17 protein-coding genes are annotated in these 19,583 nt (G+C 73.1%); 12 read left to right on the forward strand and 5 right to left on the reverse strand.

Annotation, left to right across the window (positions count from 1 at the left end):
* The first annotated feature begins 84 nt into the window (after positions 1–84).
* Genes OHT61_RS07455 through OHT61_RS07475 form a run of 5 tightly spaced genes read left to right on the forward strand, consistent with a single transcriptional unit; the run spans position 85 to position 6,614 of the window.
* Positions 85–1,029, forward strand: a complete 945-nt coding sequence (locus OHT61_RS07455; protein WP_329036144.1) for a cobalamin biosynthesis protein — start codon at positions 85–87, stop codon at positions 1,027–1,029.
* Positions 1,026–2,636: a cobyric acid synthase gene (locus OHT61_RS07460; RefSeq protein WP_329036147.1), complete on the forward strand. Its 1,611-nt coding sequence runs from the start codon at positions 1,026–1,028 to the stop codon at positions 2,634–2,636. The genes OHT61_RS07455 and OHT61_RS07460 overlap by 4 nt, the downstream gene beginning before the upstream one ends.
* The gene (locus OHT61_RS07465) at positions 2,633–4,675 is read left to right on the forward strand and encodes a putative cobaltochelatase (protein ID WP_329036149.1); all 2,043 of its coding nucleotides are present in this window, start codon (positions 2,633–2,635) and stop codon (positions 4,673–4,675) included. Before OHT61_RS07460 ends, OHT61_RS07465 begins: the two co-directional genes overlap by 4 nt.
* Positions 4,675–5,274, forward strand: coding sequence for a cob(I)yrinic acid a,c-diamide adenosyltransferase (gene cobO, locus OHT61_RS07470; RefSeq protein WP_329036150.1), 600 nt, complete (start codon positions 4,675–4,677; stop codon positions 5,272–5,274). The genes OHT61_RS07465 and cobO overlap by 1 nt, the downstream gene beginning before the upstream one ends.
* Entirely contained in the window at positions 5,268–6,614 is a 1,347-nt protein-coding gene (locus OHT61_RS07475) for a cobyrinate a,c-diamide synthase (RefSeq protein ID WP_329036152.1), read from the forward strand. The genes cobO and OHT61_RS07475 overlap by 7 nt, the downstream gene beginning before the upstream one ends.
* Positions 6,615–6,706: 92 nt before the next feature.
* Here OHT61_RS07475 and OHT61_RS07480 read toward each other — a convergent pair whose 3' ends face one another.
* Positions 6,707–7,429, reverse strand: coding sequence for a ZIP family metal transporter (locus OHT61_RS07480; protein ID WP_329036154.1), 723 nt, complete (start codon positions 7,427–7,429; stop codon positions 6,707–6,709).
* Between the two features lie 80 nt (positions 7,430–7,509).
* Here OHT61_RS07480 and cobC point away from each other — a divergent pair, with 80 nt between their 5' ends.
* Complete coding sequence (gene cobC / locus OHT61_RS07485; protein ID WP_329036156.1) at positions 7,510–9,021, forward strand: Rv2231c family pyridoxal phosphate-dependent protein CobC; 1,512 nt, start codon at positions 7,510–7,512, stop codon at positions 9,019–9,021.
* A 63-nt stretch (positions 9,022–9,084) separates the two neighbouring features.
* On the opposite strand, the gene OHT61_RS07490 is transcribed toward cobC, so the two are convergent.
* Complete coding sequence (locus tag OHT61_RS07490; RefSeq protein ID WP_329036158.1) at positions 9,085–10,266, reverse strand: SCO1860 family LAETG-anchored protein; 1,182 nt, start codon at positions 10,264–10,266, stop codon at positions 9,085–9,087.
* Between the two features lie 320 nt (positions 10,267–10,586).
* Positions 10,587–11,687 (reverse strand): amidohydrolase family protein, encoded by a 1,101-nt coding sequence (locus OHT61_RS07495; RefSeq protein ID WP_329036160.1) that lies wholly within the window; start codon positions 11,685–11,687, stop codon positions 10,587–10,589.
* Positions 11,688–11,790: 103 nt separating this feature from the next.
* On the opposite strand from OHT61_RS07495, the gene OHT61_RS07500 reads away from it, so the two are divergent.
* From OHT61_RS07500 to OHT61_RS07525, 6 genes are all read left to right on the forward strand, one after another.
* Positions 11,791–12,897 carry a pyridoxal-phosphate-dependent aminotransferase family protein gene (locus OHT61_RS07500; protein WP_329036161.1) on the forward strand — a complete coding sequence of 369 codons (1,107 nt, stop codon included), beginning with the start codon at positions 11,791–11,793 and terminating at the stop codon, positions 12,895–12,897.
* A gap of 337 nt (positions 12,898–13,234) precedes the next feature.
* On the forward strand, positions 13,235–13,759 hold the full coding sequence (gene ectA / locus OHT61_RS07505) for a diaminobutyrate acetyltransferase (protein ID WP_329036162.1): 525 nt from the start codon (positions 13,235–13,237) through the stop codon (positions 13,757–13,759).
* Positions 13,760–13,857: 98 nt separating this feature from the next.
* On the forward strand, positions 13,858–15,120 hold the full coding sequence (gene ectB, locus OHT61_RS07510) for a diaminobutyrate--2-oxoglutarate transaminase (protein WP_329036164.1): 1,263 nt from the start codon (positions 13,858–13,860) through the stop codon (positions 15,118–15,120).
* Between the two features lie 66 nt (positions 15,121–15,186).
* Entirely contained in the window at positions 15,187–15,585 is a 399-nt protein-coding gene (locus OHT61_RS07515; RefSeq protein WP_329036165.1) for an ectoine synthase, read from the forward strand.
* Between the two features lie 3 nt (positions 15,586–15,588).
* Positions 15,589–16,482 carry an ectoine hydroxylase gene (gene thpD / locus OHT61_RS07520; protein WP_329036167.1) on the forward strand — a complete coding sequence of 298 codons (894 nt, stop codon included), beginning with the start codon at positions 15,589–15,591 and terminating at the stop codon, positions 16,480–16,482.
* Positions 16,483–16,631: 149 nt separating this feature from the next.
* On the forward strand, positions 16,632–17,639 hold the full coding sequence (locus OHT61_RS07525; protein ID WP_329036170.1) for a VOC family protein: 1,008 nt from the start codon (positions 16,632–16,634) through the stop codon (positions 17,637–17,639).
* A 45-nt stretch (positions 17,640–17,684) separates the two neighbouring features.
* On the opposite strand, the gene OHT61_RS07530 is transcribed toward OHT61_RS07525, so the two are convergent.
* Both OHT61_RS07530 and OHT61_RS07535 read right to left on the reverse strand, forming a co-directional pair.
* Positions 17,685–18,146, reverse strand: a complete 462-nt coding sequence (locus tag OHT61_RS07530) for a GNAT family N-acetyltransferase (protein WP_329043138.1) — start codon at positions 18,144–18,146, stop codon at positions 17,685–17,687.
* Positions 18,147–18,398: 252 nt separating this feature from the next.
* Positions 18,399–19,469: an alkene reductase gene (locus OHT61_RS07535; protein WP_329036172.1), complete on the reverse strand. Its 1,071-nt coding sequence runs from the start codon at positions 19,467–19,469 to the stop codon at positions 18,399–18,401.
* Positions 19,470–19,583 lie beyond the last annotated feature (114 nt).

A 19,583-nucleotide genomic window follows, 5' to 3' on the forward strand; every position in this document is an offset into this window, starting at 1 on the left:
ACATCTGCCATGCCCGGCCGCCGTGCGTCCCTGCCCGCACCACCCGTGACGACGTCCCTGCGAGGCGCGACGGACCTCTGATCCGTGCGAGCCGACCGCATCTTCGCGTACGGCGCCGCCGCCGGTCTGATCGGCGACCTGCTGCTCGGTGACCCCCGGCGCGGCCACCCCGTCGCCGCCTTCGGGCGGGCCGCCGCGGGCGCCGAGAGCCGCCTGTGGCACGACCACCGGGGCTGGGGCGCCCTGCACACGCTCGTCTGCGCGGGCGGGGCCACGGCCGCCGCCGGGCTGGCGGCCCGCGCCGTGCGGAACCGTCCCACGGCCGCCGTGGCACTGACCGCCGCCGCCACCTGGGCCGTCGTCGGGGGCACGTCGCTGGGCCGCGAGGCCCGGGCCATCGGCGGTGCCCTGGAGGCCGGGGACGTCGAGCTCGCCAGGGAGCGGCTGCCGCACCTGTGCGGGCGCGACCCGCAGGCGCTCGACGGGCCGCGGATCGCCCGGGCCGTCGTCGAGTCCGTCGCCGAGAACACCTCCGACGCCGTCGTGGGCGCCCTGGTGTGGGGCGCGCTCGGCGGGGTGCCGGGACTGGTCGGCTTCCGGGCCGTGAACACCCTCGACGCGATGGTGGGGCACAAGTCGCCCCGCTACGGGCGCTACGGCTGGGCGTCGGCCCGGCTCGACGACCTCGCGGGCTGGCCCGGGGCCCGGCTCACCGCCGCGCTCGCCGTGGCCGCGGGCGGCCGTCCCCGCCAGGCCGTCCGCGCCTGGCGCTCGGACGCCGGGAAGCACCCGAGCCCCAACGCGGGCCCGGTGGAGGCCGCGTTCGCGGGGGCGCTCGGCGTTCGTCTGGGCGGGACCCTGGCCTACGGCGGGCGGGTCGAGCACCGGCCGGTGCTCAACGGGGAGGCGGGCCGGGACGTGCGGGTCGCCGACATCGAACGCGCGGTGCGGCTGTCGCGCCGGGTGAGTGTGCTGGCCCTCGGCGTCTGTGCGGCGGGGCGGCTGGCCTGGGGACGGAGGGGCAGATGAGCGGCGGACTGCTGGTGGCCGGGACCACCTCGGACGCGGGCAAGAGCGTCGTCACGGCCGGGATCTGCCGGTGGCTGGTGCGCCGGGGGGTGAAGGTCGCGCCGTTCAAGGCGCAGAACATGTCGCTGAACTCCTTCGTCACCCGGGAGGGGGCGGAGATCGGCCGTGCCCAGGCGATGCAGGCGCAGGCCGCCCGGGTGGAGCCGTCGGCCCTGATGAACCCGGTGCTGCTGAAACCGGGCGGCGACCGTTCCAGCCAGGTGGTCCTGATGGGCCGGCCGGTCGGCGAGATGAGCGCCCGCGGCTACCACGGCGGTCGGCAGGAAGCCCTGCTGGGCACCGTCGTGGACTGCCTGGAGCAGCTGCGGAGCTCGTACGACGCCGTGATCTGCGAGGGGGCGGGCAGCCCCGCCGAGATCAACCTGCGGCGCACGGACATCGTCAACATGGGCATCGCGCGGGCCGCGCGCTTTCCGGTGGTGGTGGTCGGGGACATCGACCGGGGTGGTGTGTTCGCCTCGTTCTTCGGTACGACGGCGCTCCTGAGCGCCGAGGACCAGTCGCTGGTCGCCGGTTACCTCGTGAACAAGTTCCGCGGTGACGTGTCGCTGCTGGAGCCCGGTCTCGACATGCTGCACGGGCTCACGGGGCGGCGGACCTTCGGCGTGCTGCCGTACGCCCACGGGCTGGGCATCGACGAGGAGGACGGGCTGCGGGTCTCGATGCGCGGCACCGTGCGCGAGTCGGTCGTGGCGCCGCCGCACGGTGAGGACGTGCTGCGGGTGGCGGTGTGCGCCGTACCGCTGATGTCGAACTTCACCGACGTGGACGCGCTCGCGGCCGAGCCCGGTGTGGTCGTGCGGTTCGTGGACCGCGCGGAGGAGCTCGCCGACGCGGACCTCGTGATCGTGCCCGGCACACGGGGCACCGTGAAGGCGCTGGCGTGGCTGCGGGAGCGCGGACTGGCGGACGCGTTGCTGCGACGGGCCGCCGAGGGGCGGCCCGTGCTGGGGATCTGCGGCGGGTTCCAGGTGCTGGGCGAGCGCATCGAGGACGACGTGGAGTCGCGGGCCGGCGTGGTGGACGGGCTCGGGCTGCTGCCGGTGCGGGTCCGCTTCGGCCGGGAGAAGGTGCTGGGCAGGCCGTCCGGGTCGGCGCTGGGCGAGCCCGTGGAGGGGTACGAGATCCATCACGGGGTCGCCGACGTGCGCGGCGGCGAGCCCTTCCTGGACGGCTGCCGGGTGGGGTCGGTGTGGGGGACGCACTGGCACGGCTCGCTGGAGAGCGACGCCTTCCGGCGCGCGTTCCTGGGTGAGGTCGCCCGGGCGGCCGGGCGGCGGTTCACCGCGGCCCCGGACACGAGTTTCGCGGCGCTGCGGGAGGAGCAGCTCGACCGGCTGGGGGATCTGATCGAGGAGCACGCGGACACGGACGCCCTGTGGCGGCTGATCGAGGAGGGGGCACCGGCCGGGCTGCCCTTCGTGCCGCCGGGAGCGCCCGCGCCGGTGCCCGCCCGCACCCCGGCGACCGGGCCGGACGTCCGCGAGGGCGCACCGGCCGTGCCGGAAGCAACGACCGAAGTACACGCGACCGAGGAGGCCCTGTGAGTACGCCGTACCCCTTCACCGCCATCGTCGGGCAGGACGATCTACGGATCGGGCTGCTGCTCAACGCCGTGAGTCCCGCCGTGGGCGGGGTGCTCGTCCGGGGTGAGAAGGGCACCGCGAAGTCGACGGCCGTGCGCGCGCTCGCCGCGCTCATGCCCGAGGTCCCGGTGGTCGCCGGGTGCCGGTTCTCGTGCGACCCGGGGGCGCCCGACCCGGCGTGTCCCGACGGCCCGCACGGCGCGGAGGCCGGTGCGGCGCGTGCGGCGCGGACCGTGGAGCTGCCCGTCGGCGCGTCGGAGGACCGCCTCGTCGGGGCGCTCGACATCGAACGGGCCCTGTCCGAGGGCGTGAAGGCCTTCGAGCCGGGCCTGCTCGCCGACGCGCACCGCGGGATCCTGTACGTGGACGAGGTCAACCTCCTCCACGACCACCTGGTGGACCTGCTGCTCGACGCGGCGGCCATGGGCGCCTCGTACGTCGAGCGCGAGGGCGTGTCCGTGCGGCACGCGGCGCGCTTCCTGCTGGTCGGCACGATGAACCCCGAGGAGGGCGAACTCCGGCCGCAGCTCCTCGACCGCTTCGGGCTCACCGTCGAGGTGGCCGCGTCCCGCGAGACGGACGTGCGCGTCGAGGTCGTGCGCAGGCGGCTGGCGTACGACGACGACCCGGCGGGCTTCGCCGAGCGGTGGGCCGGCGAGGAGAACGCCCTGCGGGAGCGGATCGTCGCCGCGCGCGCCCTGCTTCCCCGGGTGGTGCTCGGGGACGGCGCACTGCGTCAGATCGCGGCGACGTGCGCGGCGTTCGAGGTGGACGGGATGCGCGCCGACATCGTCATGGCCCGTACGGCGACCGCGCTGGCGGCGTGGGCCGGCCGCGAGGAGGTCGTGGCCGACGACGTGCGTCAGGCCGCGCTGCTGGCGCTCCCCCACCGGCGGCGGCGCAATCCGTTCGACGCGCCGGGACTGGACGAGGACAAGCTGGACGACGCCCTCGAGGACGCGAAGGACGACCGGGGCGGGAGCGACGACGAGCCGGACCCGGACGGTCCCGGCGGCGGGGTGCCTCCGCAGGGCGGCGGTCCCGACGGCTCCGGCCCGGACGACGGGGGCGCCGACCGCGGCTCCGACCCCTCCGACGCGCCCGGCCCGGAGCAGGCGGGGAGCGGCGACGCGCCCGCGCCCGCGCCCGCCGGCGGTGCCGGGGAGCAGCGGCCGGTGCGGTCGGGCGAGCCGTTCCGCACGAAGATGCTGAGCGTTCCCGGACTGGGCGAGGGCGCGGCCGGGCGGCGTTCCCGGGCGCGCACCGAGCACGGGCGGACCACGGGGTCGCGACGGCCCGAAGGCGCGCTGACGAAACTGCACCTGGCGGCGACCGTGCAGGCGGCCGCCCCGCACCAGCGGGCGCGGGGCCGCTCGGGGCGCGGTCTCGTCGTACGGCGGGACGATCTGCGGCAGGCGACGCGGGAGGGCCGGGAGGGCAATCTCGTCCTCTTCGTCGTGGACGCCTCCGGATCGATGGCGGCCCGGCAGCGGATGGGCGCCGTGAAGGGCGCGGTGATGTCGCTGCTGCTGGACGCCTACCAGCGCCGGGACAAGGTCGGCCTGGTCACCTTCCGGGGCAGGGACGCCGAGGTGGCGCTGCCGCCGACCTCGTCGGTGGACGCGGCGGCCGCGCGGCTGGAGTCGCTGCCGACCGGCGGGCGCACCCCGCTGGCCGCCGGTCTGCTCAAGGCGCACGACGTGCTGCGGGTGGAGCGGCTGCGCGACCCGTCGCGGCGGCCGCTGCTCGTCGTGGTCACGGACGGCCGGGCGACCGGCGGCGTCGACCCGCTGGGACTGGCGGCGCGGGCCGGAAGACTGCACGCCTCCGAGGGCACCGCGTCGGTCGTCGTGGACTGCGAGTCGGGGTTCGTGCGCCTCGGTCTCGCCGCACAGCTCGCCCGGGATCTGGGAGGCAGCGCGGTCACGCTCGACGAGCTGCGGGCCGACTCGATCGCCGGGCTGGTCAAGGACATCACTGCTGCCGGGAGGGCCGCGTAATGCCACAGGGACAGCCGGTATCGGTACCGGACGACGGACTGACGACTCGTCAGCGGCGCAACCGCCCGCTGCTGTTCGTCCACACGGGCGTCGGCAAGGGCAAGTCGACCGCCGCCTTCGGGCTGGCGCTGCGGGCGTGGAACCAGGGCTGGCCGATCGGGGTGTTCCAGTTCGTGAAGTCGGCGAAGTGGAAGGTCGGCGAGGAGAACGCGCTGAAGGTGCTCGGGGCGAGCGGCGAGGGCGGCAGCGTCGACTGGCACAAGATGGGCGAGGGCTGGTCGTGGGTCCAGCGGGACAATCAGCTGGACAACGAGGAGAAGGCCCGCGAGGGCTGGGAGCAGGTCAAGCGCGACCTGGCCGCCGAGACGTACAAGCTGTACGTGCTCGACGAGTTCGCCTACCCGATGCACTGGGGCTGGATCGACACCGACGAGGTCGTCGAGGTGATGCGCGACCGTCCGGGGACGCAGCACGTGGTCATCACCGGGCGCAACGCCCCGCAGAAGCTGATCGAGGCCGCCGACCTGGTGACCGACATGTCGAAGGTCAAGCACCCGATGGACGCCGGCCAGAAGGGCCAGAGAGGCATCGAGTGGTGAGTGTTCCTCGTCTGGTCATAGCCGCGCCCGCTTCGGGCAGCGGCAAGACCACGGTCGCCACGGGCCTGATGGCCGCCTTCGCGGAGCGCGGTCTCGCCGTGTCCCCGCACAAGGTGGGGCCCGACTACATCGATCCCGGCTACCACGCGCTGGCGACCGGCCGCCCGGGGCGCAACCTCGACGCCTACATGTGCGGACCGGATCTGATCGGCCCGCTGTTCGCCCACGGGGCGAGCGGCTGCGACCTGGCCGTGGTCGAAGGCGTGATGGGGCTGTACGACGGGGCGTCCGGGCAGGGCGAGCTGGCCTCGACCGCCCAGGTGTCCAAACTCCTGCGGGCACCCGTCGTCCTGGTCGTCGACGCGTCCTCGCAGTCCCGCTCCGTCGCCGCCCTGGTCCACGGTTTCGCCTCCTGGGACCCGGAGGTGCGGATCGGCGGGGTGATCCTCAACAAGGTGGCGTCCGACCGTCACGAGGCGCTGCTGCGCGAGGCGCTCGACGAGTCGGGGCTGCCGGTGCTCGGAGTACTGCGGCGGGCTCCGCAGGTGGCGACGCCGTCCCGCCACCTGGGGCTCGTCCCGGTGGCCGAGCGCCGGACCGACGCGCTCGACGCCGTACGGGCGATGGGCGAGCGGGTGCGCGAGGGCTGCGACCTGGACGCCCTGATGGCGCTGGCCCGTACGGCGCCCGCGCTGCCCGGCGGGGCGTGGGAGCCCGAACGGCATCCGGTGCCGCCCGTCCGGCCCGTGGTGGCCGTCGCGGGCGGGGCGGCGTTCACGTTCGCCTACGCGGAGCACGCCGAACTGCTCGATGCCGCCGGTGCCGACGTCGTCGTCTTCGATCCCCTGCACGACGAGAAGCTGCCCGCGGGCACGGCGGGGCTGGTCGTCGGGGGCGGCTTCCCCGAGATGTACGCACCGGAGCTGTCGGCCAACGAGCCGCTGCGCCGGGCGGTCACCGCGCTCGCCGCGTCCGGCGCCCCCGTGGCCGCCGAGTGCGCGGGCCTGCTCTATCTCGCCCGGGAACTGGACGGGCGCCCGATGTGCGGGGTGCTGGACGCCTCGGCCCGGATGTCCGAGCGGCTCACGCTCGGCTACCGGCAGGCGGTCGCGGTGTCCGACAGCGTGCTGGCCGCAGCCGGAACCCGGATGCGGGGCCACGAGTTCCACCGGACGGTGTTGGAGCCCGGGTCCGGGGAGACCCCGGCCTGGGGGCTGCTCCAGCCGGAGCGGCGCGTCGAGGGCTTCGTGCAGGGCGGCGTGCACGCGAGCTACCTCCACACGCACTGGGCGGCGGAGCCCGCCGTGGCCCGGCGTTTCGTGGAGCGGTGCGGGGGGTGAGCCCGGCGCGGTCACGCCAGGGAGCGGTGCGGGGGGTGAGCCCCGCGCGGTCACGCCGGGGAGCGGTCGTGGCTGCGCGGCGGCGGGCGGGGTCACTCCGCGATGCCGACCACCAGCCAGATGAAGCCCACTCCCGCCACGGTGCACAGCAGCGTGGAGCGCGCCGGGTGGTCGTGGTGCGCCTCGGGAAGGATCTCGGCCGCGGCGAGGTAGAGGAGCACTCCGCCGAAGAAGCCGAGATAACAGCCGAGCAGTTCCGCCGGAAGGGTGAACAGCAAGGTGGTCGCGGCCCCCAGGATCGGGGCCGCGGCGTCCGCGAACAGCATCACGAGGGCCTTGCGGCGGGCGTTCCCGTAGAGGCTGGTGATCGTGTACGTGTTGAATCCGTCGGCGAAGTCGTGGGTGATGACCGCGAGTGCGACGGCCGCCCCGATCCCCCCGCCGATCTGGAAGGCGGCGCCGAGCGCGATGCCGTCCATCAGGCTGTGGCCCACCAGCGCGGCGGCCGCCGTGAGGCCCACCTGCGGCACGCGATGCTCGCTCGCCCCGTGTGCCGCCTGGCGTACGGCCAGGGACCGCTCGACCACATGGGCCGTCAGGAAGCCGCCCACGAAGAGCAGGAGCGCGGCGGGGACCCCGAAGACGTGCTCCCCCGCGGCCTCGATCGCCTCGGGCAGCAGATCGAGTCCCACGACGCCCAGCATCAGCCCGCCCGCGAATCCGAGCACGAGGTGCCGGCGGTCGCTGACGCGCTGCGCGACCCAGCCGCCCACCAGGGTCATGAGGAACGCGCCGAGCGCGACGAATACCGCCATGGGCCCTTGCTAGCGGATCGACCCCGCCCTCCGCACCTCAGGCTGCCCTCACCCGTGTCTCCCGGGAAGGACACCCTCCGATGACCCGGTCCGCGCTCGTCGTGGGTGTCGGTGCCCGCAGGGGCGCTCCCGCGGACGAGGTGATCGGGCTGATCCGCCGGACGCTGGAGGCGGCCGGTCTCGCGGCCGAGGACGTGGTCGAGCTGGCGACGCTGGACTCCAGAGCCGCCGACGCGGGCATCGCCGGAGCGGCGGCGCGGCTGGGGGTGCCGCTGCGGTCGTACACGGCCCGTGAGCTGGCCGCGGTCGTGGTGCCCAACCCCTCGGCCGTACCGCGCTCCGCCGTGGCCACCGCGTCGGTCGCCGAGGCCGCGGCCCTCATGACGGCCGGTGAACTGCTCGTCCCGAAGCGGAAGTCGGCGTCGGTGACCTGTGCGGTGGCCCGCCGGAACCCGATGTCCGGAACCCGGGCATCGACGAATGGCGCCCGGCCGTCCACCATGGCTGCCATGCTCCCCCCCACGAAGCACGTCGAGAACACCGGGCCCGACCTGAGGCACCACGGTGACGCGGAGATACGCGGCCTGGATCTGACCGACCTGGCCGTGAACGTACGGACCGGCACGCCCCCCGACTGGCTGCGCGAACGCATCGCCGCGTCGCTGGGCGATCTGGCCGCCTATCCGGACGGGCGGCAGGCCCGTGCGGCGGTCGCCGCGCGCCACGGTCTGCCCGAGGAGCGGGTCCTGCTCACCGCGGGGGCCGCCGAGGCGTTCGTGCTGATCGCCCGGGCCCTGCCGGCCCGCCGGCCGGTCGTGGTGCACCCGCAGTTCACGGAGCCCGAGGCGGCCCTGCGCGCGGCGGGTCACGAGGTGGGGCGGGTGCTGCTGCGCCCGGAGGACGGCTTCCGGCTCGATCCGGCGGACGTGCCCGAGGAAGCGGACCTGGTGGTGATCGGCAATCCGACGAACCCGACCTCCGTGCTCCATCCCGCCGCCGTGCTCGAGGAACTGGCGCGGCCCGGGCGGACGCTGGTGGTCGACGAGGCGTTCATGGACGTCGTGCCGGGTGAGCGGGAGGCCCTGTGCGCGCGTCAGGACGTCCCCGGCCTCGTCGTGCTGCGAAGCCTCACCAAGACGTGGGGCCTGGCGGGTCTGCGGATCGGTTACGTGCTGGCGGATCCCGCGACGACGGCGCTGCTGCAGGAGGCCCAGCCGCTGTGGCCGGTCTCCTCGCCGGCGCTGGCCGCCGCGGAGGCGTGCATGGACCCGCGCGCCCTGGTCGAGGCGGCGGACGCGGCGGACCGGATCACGGTGGACCGGGCGCATCTGCTGGCCGGGCTGGCGGAGTTCGGCGAGGTGACGGTCGTGGAACCGGCCGCCGGGCCCTTCGTGCTGCTGCGGCTGGAGCGCGCGGACGAGGTGCGTGAGCTGCTGCGCTCGCGGGGCTTCGCCGCGCGGCGCGGGGACACGTTCCCCGGACTGGGCAGCGAGTGGCTGCGCCTCGCCGTACGCGACCGCGTGACGACCAACCGGTTCCTTCAGGCCCTCGACCTGGCCCTGCAGGGCCTGCCGCGAAGAGCCGCGGGCTGACGGCCGCCCCGCGGGAGAGAGCGGTGTTCCGTCACGCGGACACCGCTCTCCCCCGGGGACCGGTCAGCCCTGGGTACGCCTGCGCGCGATCACGGTGGCACCGGCCCCGACGGCCAGCAGGACGGCGGCACCGCCCGCGATGTACGGAGTCGAGGAACTGGAGCCGGTCTCCGCGAGGTCGCCGGTGCCGCCCGCCCGGGCCGGGCCGGTGCCGGTCTGCGGCTTCACGTCGACCGGGTCCGCCTTGCCGCCCGTGCCGTTCCCTCCCGTGCCACCGGTGTCACCCGCGCCCTCCGTGTCACCCGAGCCGCCGTCGCCGCCCGTGGAGCCGCCCGTCGAGCCGCTCGTGGAGCCGCTGGTCGAGCCATCCGTCGATCCGCCCGTCGAACCGGCGGTGCCGCCGGATCCTCCGTCCTCACCCCCGTCGCCTCCGCCGTTCCCCGAGCCTCCGTCCTCGGAACCTCCGTTGCCGGAACCCCCGTTGTGCTGTCCCCCGTTGTGCTGTCCCCCGCCGTGCGACCCGCCGCCCCTGGGCGTCTCGCACGTCGCCTCGGCGAGCGTGACCTCCCCCTCGACCTCGGCGACGTTCAGCTTCATCGGGTTCACCGAGACCCGCAGGCTCAGCGCGGTCGCGGCCGCCGTCCGGGAGGTGGTCGTGGTCTTCGACAGGTCGAGCGTCACCTTGCCGACCCCCGGCACCGCGACCTCCGTGGTGCCTCCCGAGGTGAGCCGGATCCGCTTGCCGAGCACGGAGACGTGCCCGAGGACGTTGGACTCCGCGACCGGCTTCCCGCCCGCCTTGCAGGTCGCCTCCGAGGTGACCTTCTCGACCTCGATCAGCGACAGCAGCGGCAGCCCGGGCAGATGGACACGGGCCTTGGCGATGTTCGCGGACCCCTGGGCCCCGCGCCGGTCCACCGTGGCGTCCGCCGTGGCCACGTCCGCCTTCAGCAGGTGGATGGGGCGGCCCCTCTCCGCACCGTCGAGCTCCACGCTGAGCGCCGTCCTCCCGGCGCTCGCCGGTGCGTGCACCTCGTTGAGGGAGGTCCGCAGCGGTACGTGGACCTTGTTCACGAGCGAGACGTCCAGCCCGGCGCGCAGCACGACCGCGCTCGCCTTTCCGTGGCCGCCTCCCGGTGTGGCCGGGGCGGTCGCGGTGGCTGCGTGCGCGGGGACGGCGACGAGCAGGGCGACGGGAGCCGCGGCGACGGCCAGGGCGGCCAGGCGGAAGGTGTTGCTGTTCAAGATGGTGGAACCCCCACATGAGACATGGAGCCGCCGGCGCCGTCCAATGGGGGACATCGCGGGCACCGGTGGCCTCGACTCCGTGAATCTTTACGCACGGAGAGTGAACTGGCGGATACCTAAAGCCCGTTCACTCCAAAGGGGGGTTTCCGCGTGCGCATTCGAATCCAGCGGCACAGAAGTTCCCTGCCGTCACCCTTCCGACGGCCCGGGCGGCCCGCCACCCCACCCGCGGACCACGAGAAACAGGTGACTCAACGAGCAGCGGGACCGGGGGTCACTGCTGGTCAACACGGCGCCCCGCTCGGGGTCAACGCGCGTCAGCCCGTCACCCTGCCATTGAGCACCACCCGGCGGGGGGCCGCCAGCACCCGCACGTCCTGCCTCGGATCCTCGTCGTACAGCACCAGGTCGGCGGGGGCGCCCTCCTCCAGCACCGGGCGCCCGAGCCACCGCCGTGCGCCCCACGCCGTGGCGGACAGGGCGTCCACGGGCGGGATGCCGGCCTTCACCAGCTCGGCGATCTCGTCCGCGATCAGCCCGTGGGCCAGCGAGCCGCCGGCGTCCGTACCCGCGAACACCGGGATGCCCGCGTCGTACGCCGCGCGCACGGTCTCGTAGCGGTTCGCGTGGAGCCGGCGCATGTGCGCGGACCAGCGCGGGAACTTGGCCTCACCGCCTGCCGCGAGATCCGGGAACGTGGCGATGTTGACCAGCGTGGGGACGATCGCCACACCCCGCTCGGCGAAGAGCGGCACGGTGTCCTCGGTCAGCCCGGTCGCGTGCTCGATGCAGTCGATGCCGGCCTCCACCAGATCGCGCAGGGCCGCCTCGGCGAAGCAGTGCGCGGTGACCCTGGCACCGAGCCGGTGCGCTTCGGCGATCGCGGCCTCGACCTCCCCGCGGGGCCAGCACGCCGTCAGGTCCCCGGCGTCCCGGTCGATCCAGTCGCCCACGAGTTTCACCCAGCCGTCGCCGCGCCGCGCCTCCCGGGCGACGTAGGCGACCAGATCGCCCGGCTCGATCTCGTGGGCGAAGTTGCGGATGTAGCGGCGGGTCCTGGCGATGTGCCGGCCCGCCCGGATGATCTTCGGGAGGTCCTCGCGCTCGTCCACCCACCGGGTGTCGGAGGGCGACCCCGCGTCCCGGATGAGCAGCGTGCCGGCCTCCCGGTCGGTGAGGGCCTGCTTCTCGCTGGTCGCCGCGTCGACCGGCCCCTGGTGGTCGAGGCCGACGTGGCAGTGCGCGTCGACCAGTCCGGGAAGCGCCCACCCGGTGAGGGTCACGGCGTCGTCCGCGCCGGGCGGCCGCTCGTAGGTGACGCGCCCGTCGACGGCCCAGAGCCCGTCCCTCACCTCGTCGGGCCCGACGAGCACCCGCCCCTCGATCCGCAGCACCGGCGCCACCTCGTGATCACTCATGCACAGCACTGTACGAGGCGGTCCCGACGGGGCCCGGGGAGGTGCTGGGTACCCTCGACGCAGGCGCCCACCGCGCACCGGCCGACCCGAAGAGAGCACCACCGTGACGCACCCGTTCCTCGACCTCGCCCCGCTCACCGCCTCACGTTTCGCGGAGATCGAGCGGCGGGTGGCCGGCCTCCTCGACACCGAGCAGGACGTCGTCATCATGCAGGGCGAGGCACTGCTGCCCCTCGAGGGCTGCATCCGGGGCGGCGCCCGTCCCGGCTCGACCGCGCTGAACGTCGTCACGGGTCCGTACGGCCAGACCTTCGGCAACTGGCTGCGCGACTGCGGGGCCGAGGTCGTCGACCTCGCGGTCCCCTTCCACTCCGCGGTCACCGCGGAGCAGGTCGAGCGGGCGCTGGCAGAGCACCCGGAGATCGACTTCGTGTCGCTGGTGCACGCCGAGGCGGCGACCGGGAACACCAATCCGGTCGCCGAGATCGGTGAGGCCGTCCGCGCGCACGGCGCGCTGTTCATGCTGGACGCCGTCGCGTCGGTCGGCGCCGAGCCGCTGCTGCCGGACGCCTGGGGCGTGGACCTGTGCGTCATCGGCGCGCAGAAGGCGATGGGCGGGCCGGCCGGCGTCTCCGCCGTGTCCGTGAGCGCTCGGGCCTGGGAGCGGATGGCCGCGAACCCGCGGGCTCCGCGTCAGTCCTACCTCTCGCTGCTCGACTGGAAGGCGCGCTGGATCGACGGCGGCCGCACGGCGCTGCCGCACGCCCCCGCGCAGCTGGAGATGCTCGCGCTGGAGGCCTGTCTGGAGCGGATCGAGGCGGAGGGTCTGGACACCGTGACCGCCCGGCACGCCTCCGCGGCGGCGGCGACCCGCGCGGGCGCCACGGCGCTCGGCGGCGGGCTGGAGCCCTACGTCCATGACGCCCGGGACGCGGCGCCGGTGGCCACGACCCTGCGCACCCCGGCGGGGGTGGACGCCTCGGCGCTGGTCGCCCGGGCCCTGGCGGCCGACCCGTCGCTGCCTCTGATCGCGGGCGGCGGGGCCCTGGCCAAGGAGATGGTCCGGGTCAATCACTACGGCGCGGAGGCGACCCGCGACGCGGTGGTGTCCTCGCTGGCCGCCCTGGGCGACGCGCTGGCGGACGCGGGCCGGAAGACCGACCTGGATGCTGCCCGCGAAGCCGTGAAGGAAACCTGGCCCGGCGAATGAATTGCACCGGGTCACCCGTTCGGCCCAATTGACCCAGATGAAAGGGGAGCTGCTTTTTCCGGAGCAGCTCCCCGCATTCGTCTTCCCGCTCCTCGCATTCCTAAACGCGGGAGTTCGTACAGGGTGGAACCATGCGATCCGGCCGCGTGTCATGGGGGTTACAACGATGTGACCGACCCCACACCAGTTCCGTTATGACCGATAAATTTAGGACAAATGCATTCAAATTTTCACCCAATCCACGGCGGTCCGCGCCTGGGTGATAACACAGCCTCCCTGCTGACCCAACCCCTTCCGGCGATGCAATTTTGATTTTTGCTGGGTAAATTCAATTCGCATGACCGCCGCACCAGCAGATTTTGCCCGTGCCCGAAGCGAATTCCTCAGAATCGACACCCCACGAGTGGAGGACGGAGCCGCGATCTGGCGCATCGCCCGCGACTCCGAGGTTCTCGACCTGAACTCCTCGTACAGCTACCTGCTGTGGTGCCGTGACTTCGCGGCGACCTCCGTGGTCGCCCGCGACGAGAACGGCGACCCGATCGCCTTCGTGACCGGGTACATCCGTCCCGACCGCCCCGAGACGCTCGTCGTCTGGCAGGTGGCCGTCGACAGCGCCCACCGCGGCAAGGGACTGGCGGCGACGCTGCTGGACGCGCTGACCGCCCGGGTGGCCTCCGAGCAGGGTCTCGCCTCGGTCGAGACGACCATCACGCCGGACAACGCCGCCTCCGACCGGCTGTTCACCTCCTTCGCCCAGCGGCACGACGTGCCCGTGGAGCACGAGGTGCTCTTCGACGGCACGCTGTTCCCCGAGGGAACGCACCTGCCGGAAGTGCTGTACCGCATCGGCCCCTTCTAGGGCGTCCGTACGCCCCTCCGCGCCCCGCCCGGGCGCGGCTTCCCGGGGCATGCCCGACCCGCCGCCCGTCACAACCCCCCTCGAGCAGGAGATCCGCTGTGACCATCACCCCGCCCGCACTGAGTGTCTTCGAGAGCCTTGAGTCGGAAGTACGCAGTTACTGCCGCAGCTGGCCCGCGGTCTTCGACCGCGCGCAGGGCGCCCGGCTCACGGACGAGGACGGCCACTCCTACCTGGACTTCTTCGCCGGTGCAGGATCGCTCAACTACGGCCACAACAACCCGGTGCTGAAACGCGCGCTGATCGACTACATCGAGCGCGACGGCATCACCCACGGCCTGGACATGGCGACGACGGCCAAACGGGCCTTCCTGGAGACGTTCGAGAACGTCATCCTGCGCCCCCGCGACCTGCCCTACAAGGTGATGTTCCCCGGCCCGACCGGCACGAACGCCGTCGAGTCGGCGCTGAAGCTCGCCCGCAAGGTCAAGGGCCGCGAGTCCGTCGTGTCCTTCACCAACGCCTTCCACGGCATGTCGCTCGGTTCGCTCGCCGTGACCGGCAACGCCTTCAAGCGCGCCGGGGCCGGCATCCCGCTGGTCCACGGCACCCCGATGCCGTTCGACAACTACTTCGACGGCCAGGTGCCCGACTTCCTCTGGTTCGAGCGTCTTCTGGAGGACCAGGGTTCCGGGCTGAACAAGCCCGCCGCCGTGATCGTGGAGACCGTGCAGGGCGAGGGCGGCATCAACGTCGCCCGCGCCGAGTGGCTCCGCGCGCTCCAGGACCTCTGCCACCGCCAGGACATGCTCCTGATCGTCGACGACATCCAGATGGGCTGCGGCCGGACCGGCGGCTTCTTCTCCTTCGAGGAGGCCGGCATCGTCCCGGACATCGTCACGCTCTCGAAGTCGATCAGCGGCTACGGCCTTCCCATGTCGCTCTGCCTCTTCAAGGGCGAGCTGGACATCTGGGAGCCGGGCGAGCACAACGGCACGTTCCGCGGCAACAACCCGGCCTTCGTCACCGCCGCCGCCACGCTCGACGCCTACTGGGCCGACGGGCAGATGGAGAAGCAGACCCTGGCCCGTGGCCAGCAGGTGGAGCAGACGCTGCTCGCCATCTGCGGCGAGGACGAGACCGCGCAGTTCCGCGGCCGCGGCCTGGTCTGGGGCCTGGAGTTCACCGACCCCGCGCGTGCCTCCGCCGTATGCGGCCGCGCGTTCGAGCTGGGCCTGCTGCTGGAGACGTCCGGCCCGCAGTCCGAGGTCGTGAAGCTGCTGCCGCCGCTCACCATCACCCCCGAGGAGCTGGACGAGGGCCTGCGCACACTGGCCCGGTCCGTCCGTGAGACCGCCTGAGCGGGGTACACGCCCCAGCGGAAGGCACCCACTGAGCAGGACAGAAGAGAAAGGCACCATCCCACCGTGATCGTCCGATCTTTCAGCGACATCGAGAACACCGACCGGCACATCAAGTCCGCCTCCGGCACCTGGGAGAGCAAGCGCATCGTGCTCGCCAAGGAGAAGGTCGGCTTCTCGCTGCACGAGACCGTGCTGTACGCCGGCACGGAGACGTCGATGTGGTACGCGAACCACATCGAGGCCGTTCTGTGCACCGAGGGCGAGGCCGAGCTCACCAACGAGGAGACCGGCGAGACGCACTGGATCTCCCCCGGGACGATGTACCTGCTGGACGGACACGAGCGCCACACGCTGCGGCCCAAGACCGACTTCCGCTGCGTGTGCGTCTTCAACCCGCCCGTCACGGGACGGGAGGACCACGACGAGAACGGTGTATACCCGCTGCTGACAGAGGAGGGCTGAACCATGACCACCGACGTACGCACCGACCTGTACCCCTCGCGGGGCGCCGCCGAGATGACCACTCCCCGCCAGGACCCGGTCATCTGGTCCGCGCCGGGCGCGCCGGGGCCCGTCTCCGCCAAGGACCTCCAGGGCTTCGAGGAGAACGGGTTCCTCACCGTCGACCAGATCGTCACCCCCGGAGAACTGGGCGTCTACCAGGCGGAGCTGGAGCGTCTCATCTCCGACCCGGCGGTCCGCGCCGACGAGCGCTCGATCATCGAGCCGAAGTCGCAGAGCGTGCGGTCGGTGTTCGAGGTGCACAAGCTCAGCGAGGTCTTCGCGAAGCTCGTCAGTGATGAGCGCGTGGTGGGCCGGGCCCGTCAGATCCTCGGTTCCGACGTGTACGTCCACCAGTCGCGGATCAACGTCAAGCCGGGCTTCGGGGCGTCGGGCTTCTACTGGCACTCGGACTTCGAGACCTGGCACGCCGAGGACGGCCTGCCGAACATGCGGACCGTGTCCGTCTCGATCGCGCTGACCGAGAACTTCGACACCAACGGCGGGCTGATGATCATGCCCGGCTCCCACAAGTCGTTCGTCGGCTGTGCGGGCGAGACGCCGAAGGACAACTACAAGAAGTCCCTGCAGATGCAGGACGCCGGTATCCCGTCCGACGAATCGCTGACGAAGCTGGCCGACCGGCACGGCATCAAGCTCTTCACGGGCAAGGCCGGTTCGGCGACCTGGTTCGACTGCAACTGCATGCACGGTTCGGGGGACAACATCACCCCGTACGCCCGCAGCAACGTCTTCATCGTGTTCAACAGCGTGGAGAACACCGCGCAGGAGCCGTTCGCGGCTCCGATCCGCCGGCCCGAGTTCATCGGGGCGCGCGACTTCACCCCGGTGAGGTAGACGGCAGGACGCTCCGGAGGGGCGGGACGCACCGTATGCGTCCCGCCCCTCCGCCGTGCGTCCCGCCCCGACGGCGCCCGCCGGCCCTCCGGGTCGCGGCGCGTTCAACTCGCTGGACCGGGGCGCCCGGTGCCGGAGAGGGTGGGCCCATGACCTCACTCGTACAGCACATCACCGTCGACTGTGCCGACGCCTACAAGCTCGCCGGTTTCTGGGCCACGGTGCTCGGTTCCTCCGTGTCCGACGACGACGAGCCCGGAGACCCCGAGGCGCTCGTCGAGACGCCGGGGGCCGCACTGCTGTTCATCACGGTGCCCGAGCCGAAGAGCACGAAGAACCGCGTCCACCTCGATCTGCGCCCCGAGGGCCGGACCCGCGACGAGGAGGTCGAACGGCTTCTGGCGCTGGGGGCCACGCTCGTGGGCGACCATCGCAGGCCCGACGGCAGGGGCTGGGCGACACTGGCCGACCCGGAGGGCAACGAGTTCTGTGTGGAGCTCGGTGCGCCGGAACGCGCCGCGCTGACGGGAGCCCGGCCGCCGGTCACCGCCGACGACGTGACGCTGGCGGTGCGGCTGGCGGCCGACACCCTCGCTCTGTCCCCCGCGGACGACTGGCGCGTTCCGGCGGGAACGCTGGAGTGGGACTGCTGGGAGACCGTGGAGCATCTGAGCGACGACCTGTTCGCGTACGCCGTCCAACTGGGCGGGCGCACGCCTCCGCAGGACCGCGAAGTGCCCTACCGCTACGGGTCCGTGCGCGACGGCGGTCCCAGGAACTCGGTGTTCGCGAACCCGGAGGCGGGCACCGCCGGGCTGCTCGCGACGCTGGAGGCGAGCGGCGCGCTGCTCAGCGCGATGGTGCGGACGACCCCGTCCGACGTGCGCTCCCACCACGTGTTCGGGCTCTCCGACCCGGAGGGCTTCGCCGCGATGGGCGTCGTCGAGACGCTGGTGCACACCCACGACGTCGCCGCAGGTCTGTCGCTCGCCTGGTCCCCGCCCCTGGACCTCTGCGACCGGGTGCTCGCCCGGCTCTTCCCCGACGCCCCGGACGACGGGGACCGGTGGGCCGTGCTGCTCTGGTCCACCGGCCGCGCCGACCTGCCGGGCCGCGACCGTGTCACCTCGTGGAGGTGGCACGGCGCACCCCTGTAGCAGTCGGCGTCGGCGGGGGCGGGGGAACCCGCCCGGCGGACCGTCTCAGTCGACCCGCCGGGCCAGCACCTGGCCCGGCCAGGTGCCGGACAGGAAGGTGTCGGTGGGCTCGAAGCCGTTGCGTTCGTAGTAAGCGACCAGCCCGCCTCCGCCGCCCGCCCAGCAGTCGACGCGCAGCAGGCCGACACCGGCCCGCCGGGCCTCCTCCACGGCGTGGGCCAGCAGGGCCGCCCCGATGCCCAGACCCGCGTGCCGCCGGTCGGTGACCAGGAGGCGTACGTACCGCTCGGGCTCCCCGGCGGCCGCGATGGGCATCTGCGGGCTCGGTCCGGAGTCCAGCACCAGGGCTCCGGCGGGTACGCCGTCCAGTTCGGCGACGTACGGCTGGTTCAGGGTGGTGTAGCGCTCGACGCGCTCGGTGCCGCCGGGAATCCGCGAGTACGGGGTCGTGCCCCACTGCTCGGTGTTGCCGCGGGCGTTCATCCAGGCCACGGCGGAGTCGAGCATGTCCAGGATGGCCGGCGCGTCCGCCGGGCCGCCCGGCCTGATCCGTATGCCGTCCGTCGTACCTCGCGTCGCGCCCCGCGTCGTGTCGTCGTCCACGGCGGCAGTCTGCCACGGGGTCTTTACGGCTATCCCGGCCGGCCGGTCCCGCGCCGCACGACCGTGGGGACGGCCCCCACCGCACCGCCGTGGGGACGGCCCGGCACGCGGGCCGTCCCGCCGCGCCCCGAGGGCTTCCCCCCGGGGCGGCTCCCGTCAGACCGTGTGCAGCGCGGGGTAGTCGGTGTAGCCCTTGGCGTCGCCCCCGAAGAACGTGGACGGGTCGGGGGTGTTGAAGGGCCCGCCGGACCGCAGCCTGGCCGGCAGGTCCGGGTTGGCGAGGAACAGGGCGCCGTACGAGATGAGATCGGCGACCCCGTCGTCGATCACCGTGTGGTGCCCGGGTCCGGTCGGTCCGCCGGAGAACACGTTGATGACGAGCGTGCCGGTGTAGCGCTTGCGCAGCGTGAGTGTCAGTTCGCGGATGTCGATCTGCTCCAGCAGGTGGAGATAGGCGAGTCCGAGCGGTTCGAGTTCGGCGACGAGCGCGGTGTAGAGGGCGTCGGGCTCGGGCTCCTCGATGCCGTTGTAGGGGTTTCCCGGGGAGATGCGCAGCGCGGTGCGCCCGGCCCCGATCTCGGCGGCGACCGCCTTGACGACCTCGACGGCGAAACGCAGGCGTGCCTCCTCGGACCCGCCCCACTCGTCGGTGCGCAGGTTCGTGTTGGGAGCCAGGAACTGGTGGATCAGGTAGCCGTTGGCGCCGTGCAGCTCCACCCCGTCGAAGCCCGCCTCGATGGCGTTGCGCGAGGCGGTGACGAAGTCGCCGATGGTGGCGCGGATCTCGGCGCCGGTCAGCTCGTGCGGCTCCACGAAGTCCTTCGGGCCGTGCTGCGTGTGAAGCTGACCGGGCGCGGTCACCGGGGAGGGGCCGACGGGCGTCAGCCCGTCCGGCAGCAGTACGGGGTGTCCGATACGGCCCGCGTGCATGATCTGGGCGAAGATCCGGCCGCCCGCGGCGTGCACGGAGTCGGTCACCTTGCGCCACGAGGCGACCTGCTCGGCGCTGTGCAGGCCGGGGGTCGCCGGGTAGCCCTGGCCCACCGCGGAGGGCTGGATGCCCTCGGTGATGAGGAGGCCCGCGGAGGCCCGCTGGGTGTAGTAGTCGGTGGTGAGGTCGGTCGCCGTGCCGCCCGCACCGGCCCTGCTCCGGGTCATCGGGGCGAGCGCGATCCGGTTGGACAGCTGGATGCCGGACAGGTCGACGGGGTCGAAGACGGTGGTCATGGAAGCCTCCGGGGAATTTATATGGTCGGCCAAGTAATCGACCGTGCGCCACTGTAGCCGATTGATTGGCCGACCAAGGTAAAGTTCACGCAGATGCCACAGGACCGGCATGGA

The sequence above is a fragment of the Streptomyces sp. NBC_00178 genome (assembly GCF_036206005.1).
GTDB lineage: Bacteria > Actinomycetota > Actinomycetes > Streptomycetales > Streptomycetaceae > Streptomyces.

Excerpts from the sequence above, each read along its gene's own strand:
- OHT61_RS07460 (WP_329036147.1), top strand. The coding sequence starts at position 1,026 with ATGAGCGGCGGACTGCTGGTGGCCGGGACCACCTCGGACGCGGGCAAG.
- cobO (WP_329036150.1), top strand. The coding sequence starts at position 4,675 with ATGCCACAGGGACAGCCGGTATCGGTACCGGACGACGGACTGACGACT.
- OHT61_RS07480 (WP_329036154.1), bottom strand. The coding sequence starts at position 7,429 with ATGGCGGTATTCGTCGCGCTCGGCGCGTTCCTCATGACCCTGGTGGGC.
- cobC (WP_329036156.1), top strand. The coding sequence starts at position 7,510 with ATGACCCGGTCCGCGCTCGTCGTGGGTGTCGGTGCCCGCAGGGGCGCT.
- OHT61_RS07495 (WP_329036160.1), bottom strand. The coding sequence starts at position 11,687 with ATGAGTGATCACGAGGTGGCGCCGGTGCTGCGGATCGAGGGGCGGGTG.
- ectA (WP_329036162.1), top strand. The coding sequence starts at position 13,235 with ATGACCGCCGCACCAGCAGATTTTGCCCGTGCCCGAAGCGAATTCCTC.
- thpD (WP_329036167.1), top strand. The coding sequence starts at position 15,589 with ATGACCACCGACGTACGCACCGACCTGTACCCCTCGCGGGGCGCCGCC.
- OHT61_RS07525 (WP_329036170.1), top strand. The coding sequence starts at position 16,632 with ATGACCTCACTCGTACAGCACATCACCGTCGACTGTGCCGACGCCTAC.
- OHT61_RS07530 (WP_329043138.1), bottom strand. The coding sequence starts at position 18,146 with ATGCTCGACTCCGCCGTGGCCTGGATGAACGCCCGCGGCAACACCGAG.
- OHT61_RS07535 (WP_329036172.1), bottom strand. The coding sequence starts at position 19,469 with ATGACCACCGTCTTCGACCCCGTCGACCTGTCCGGCATCCAGCTGTCC.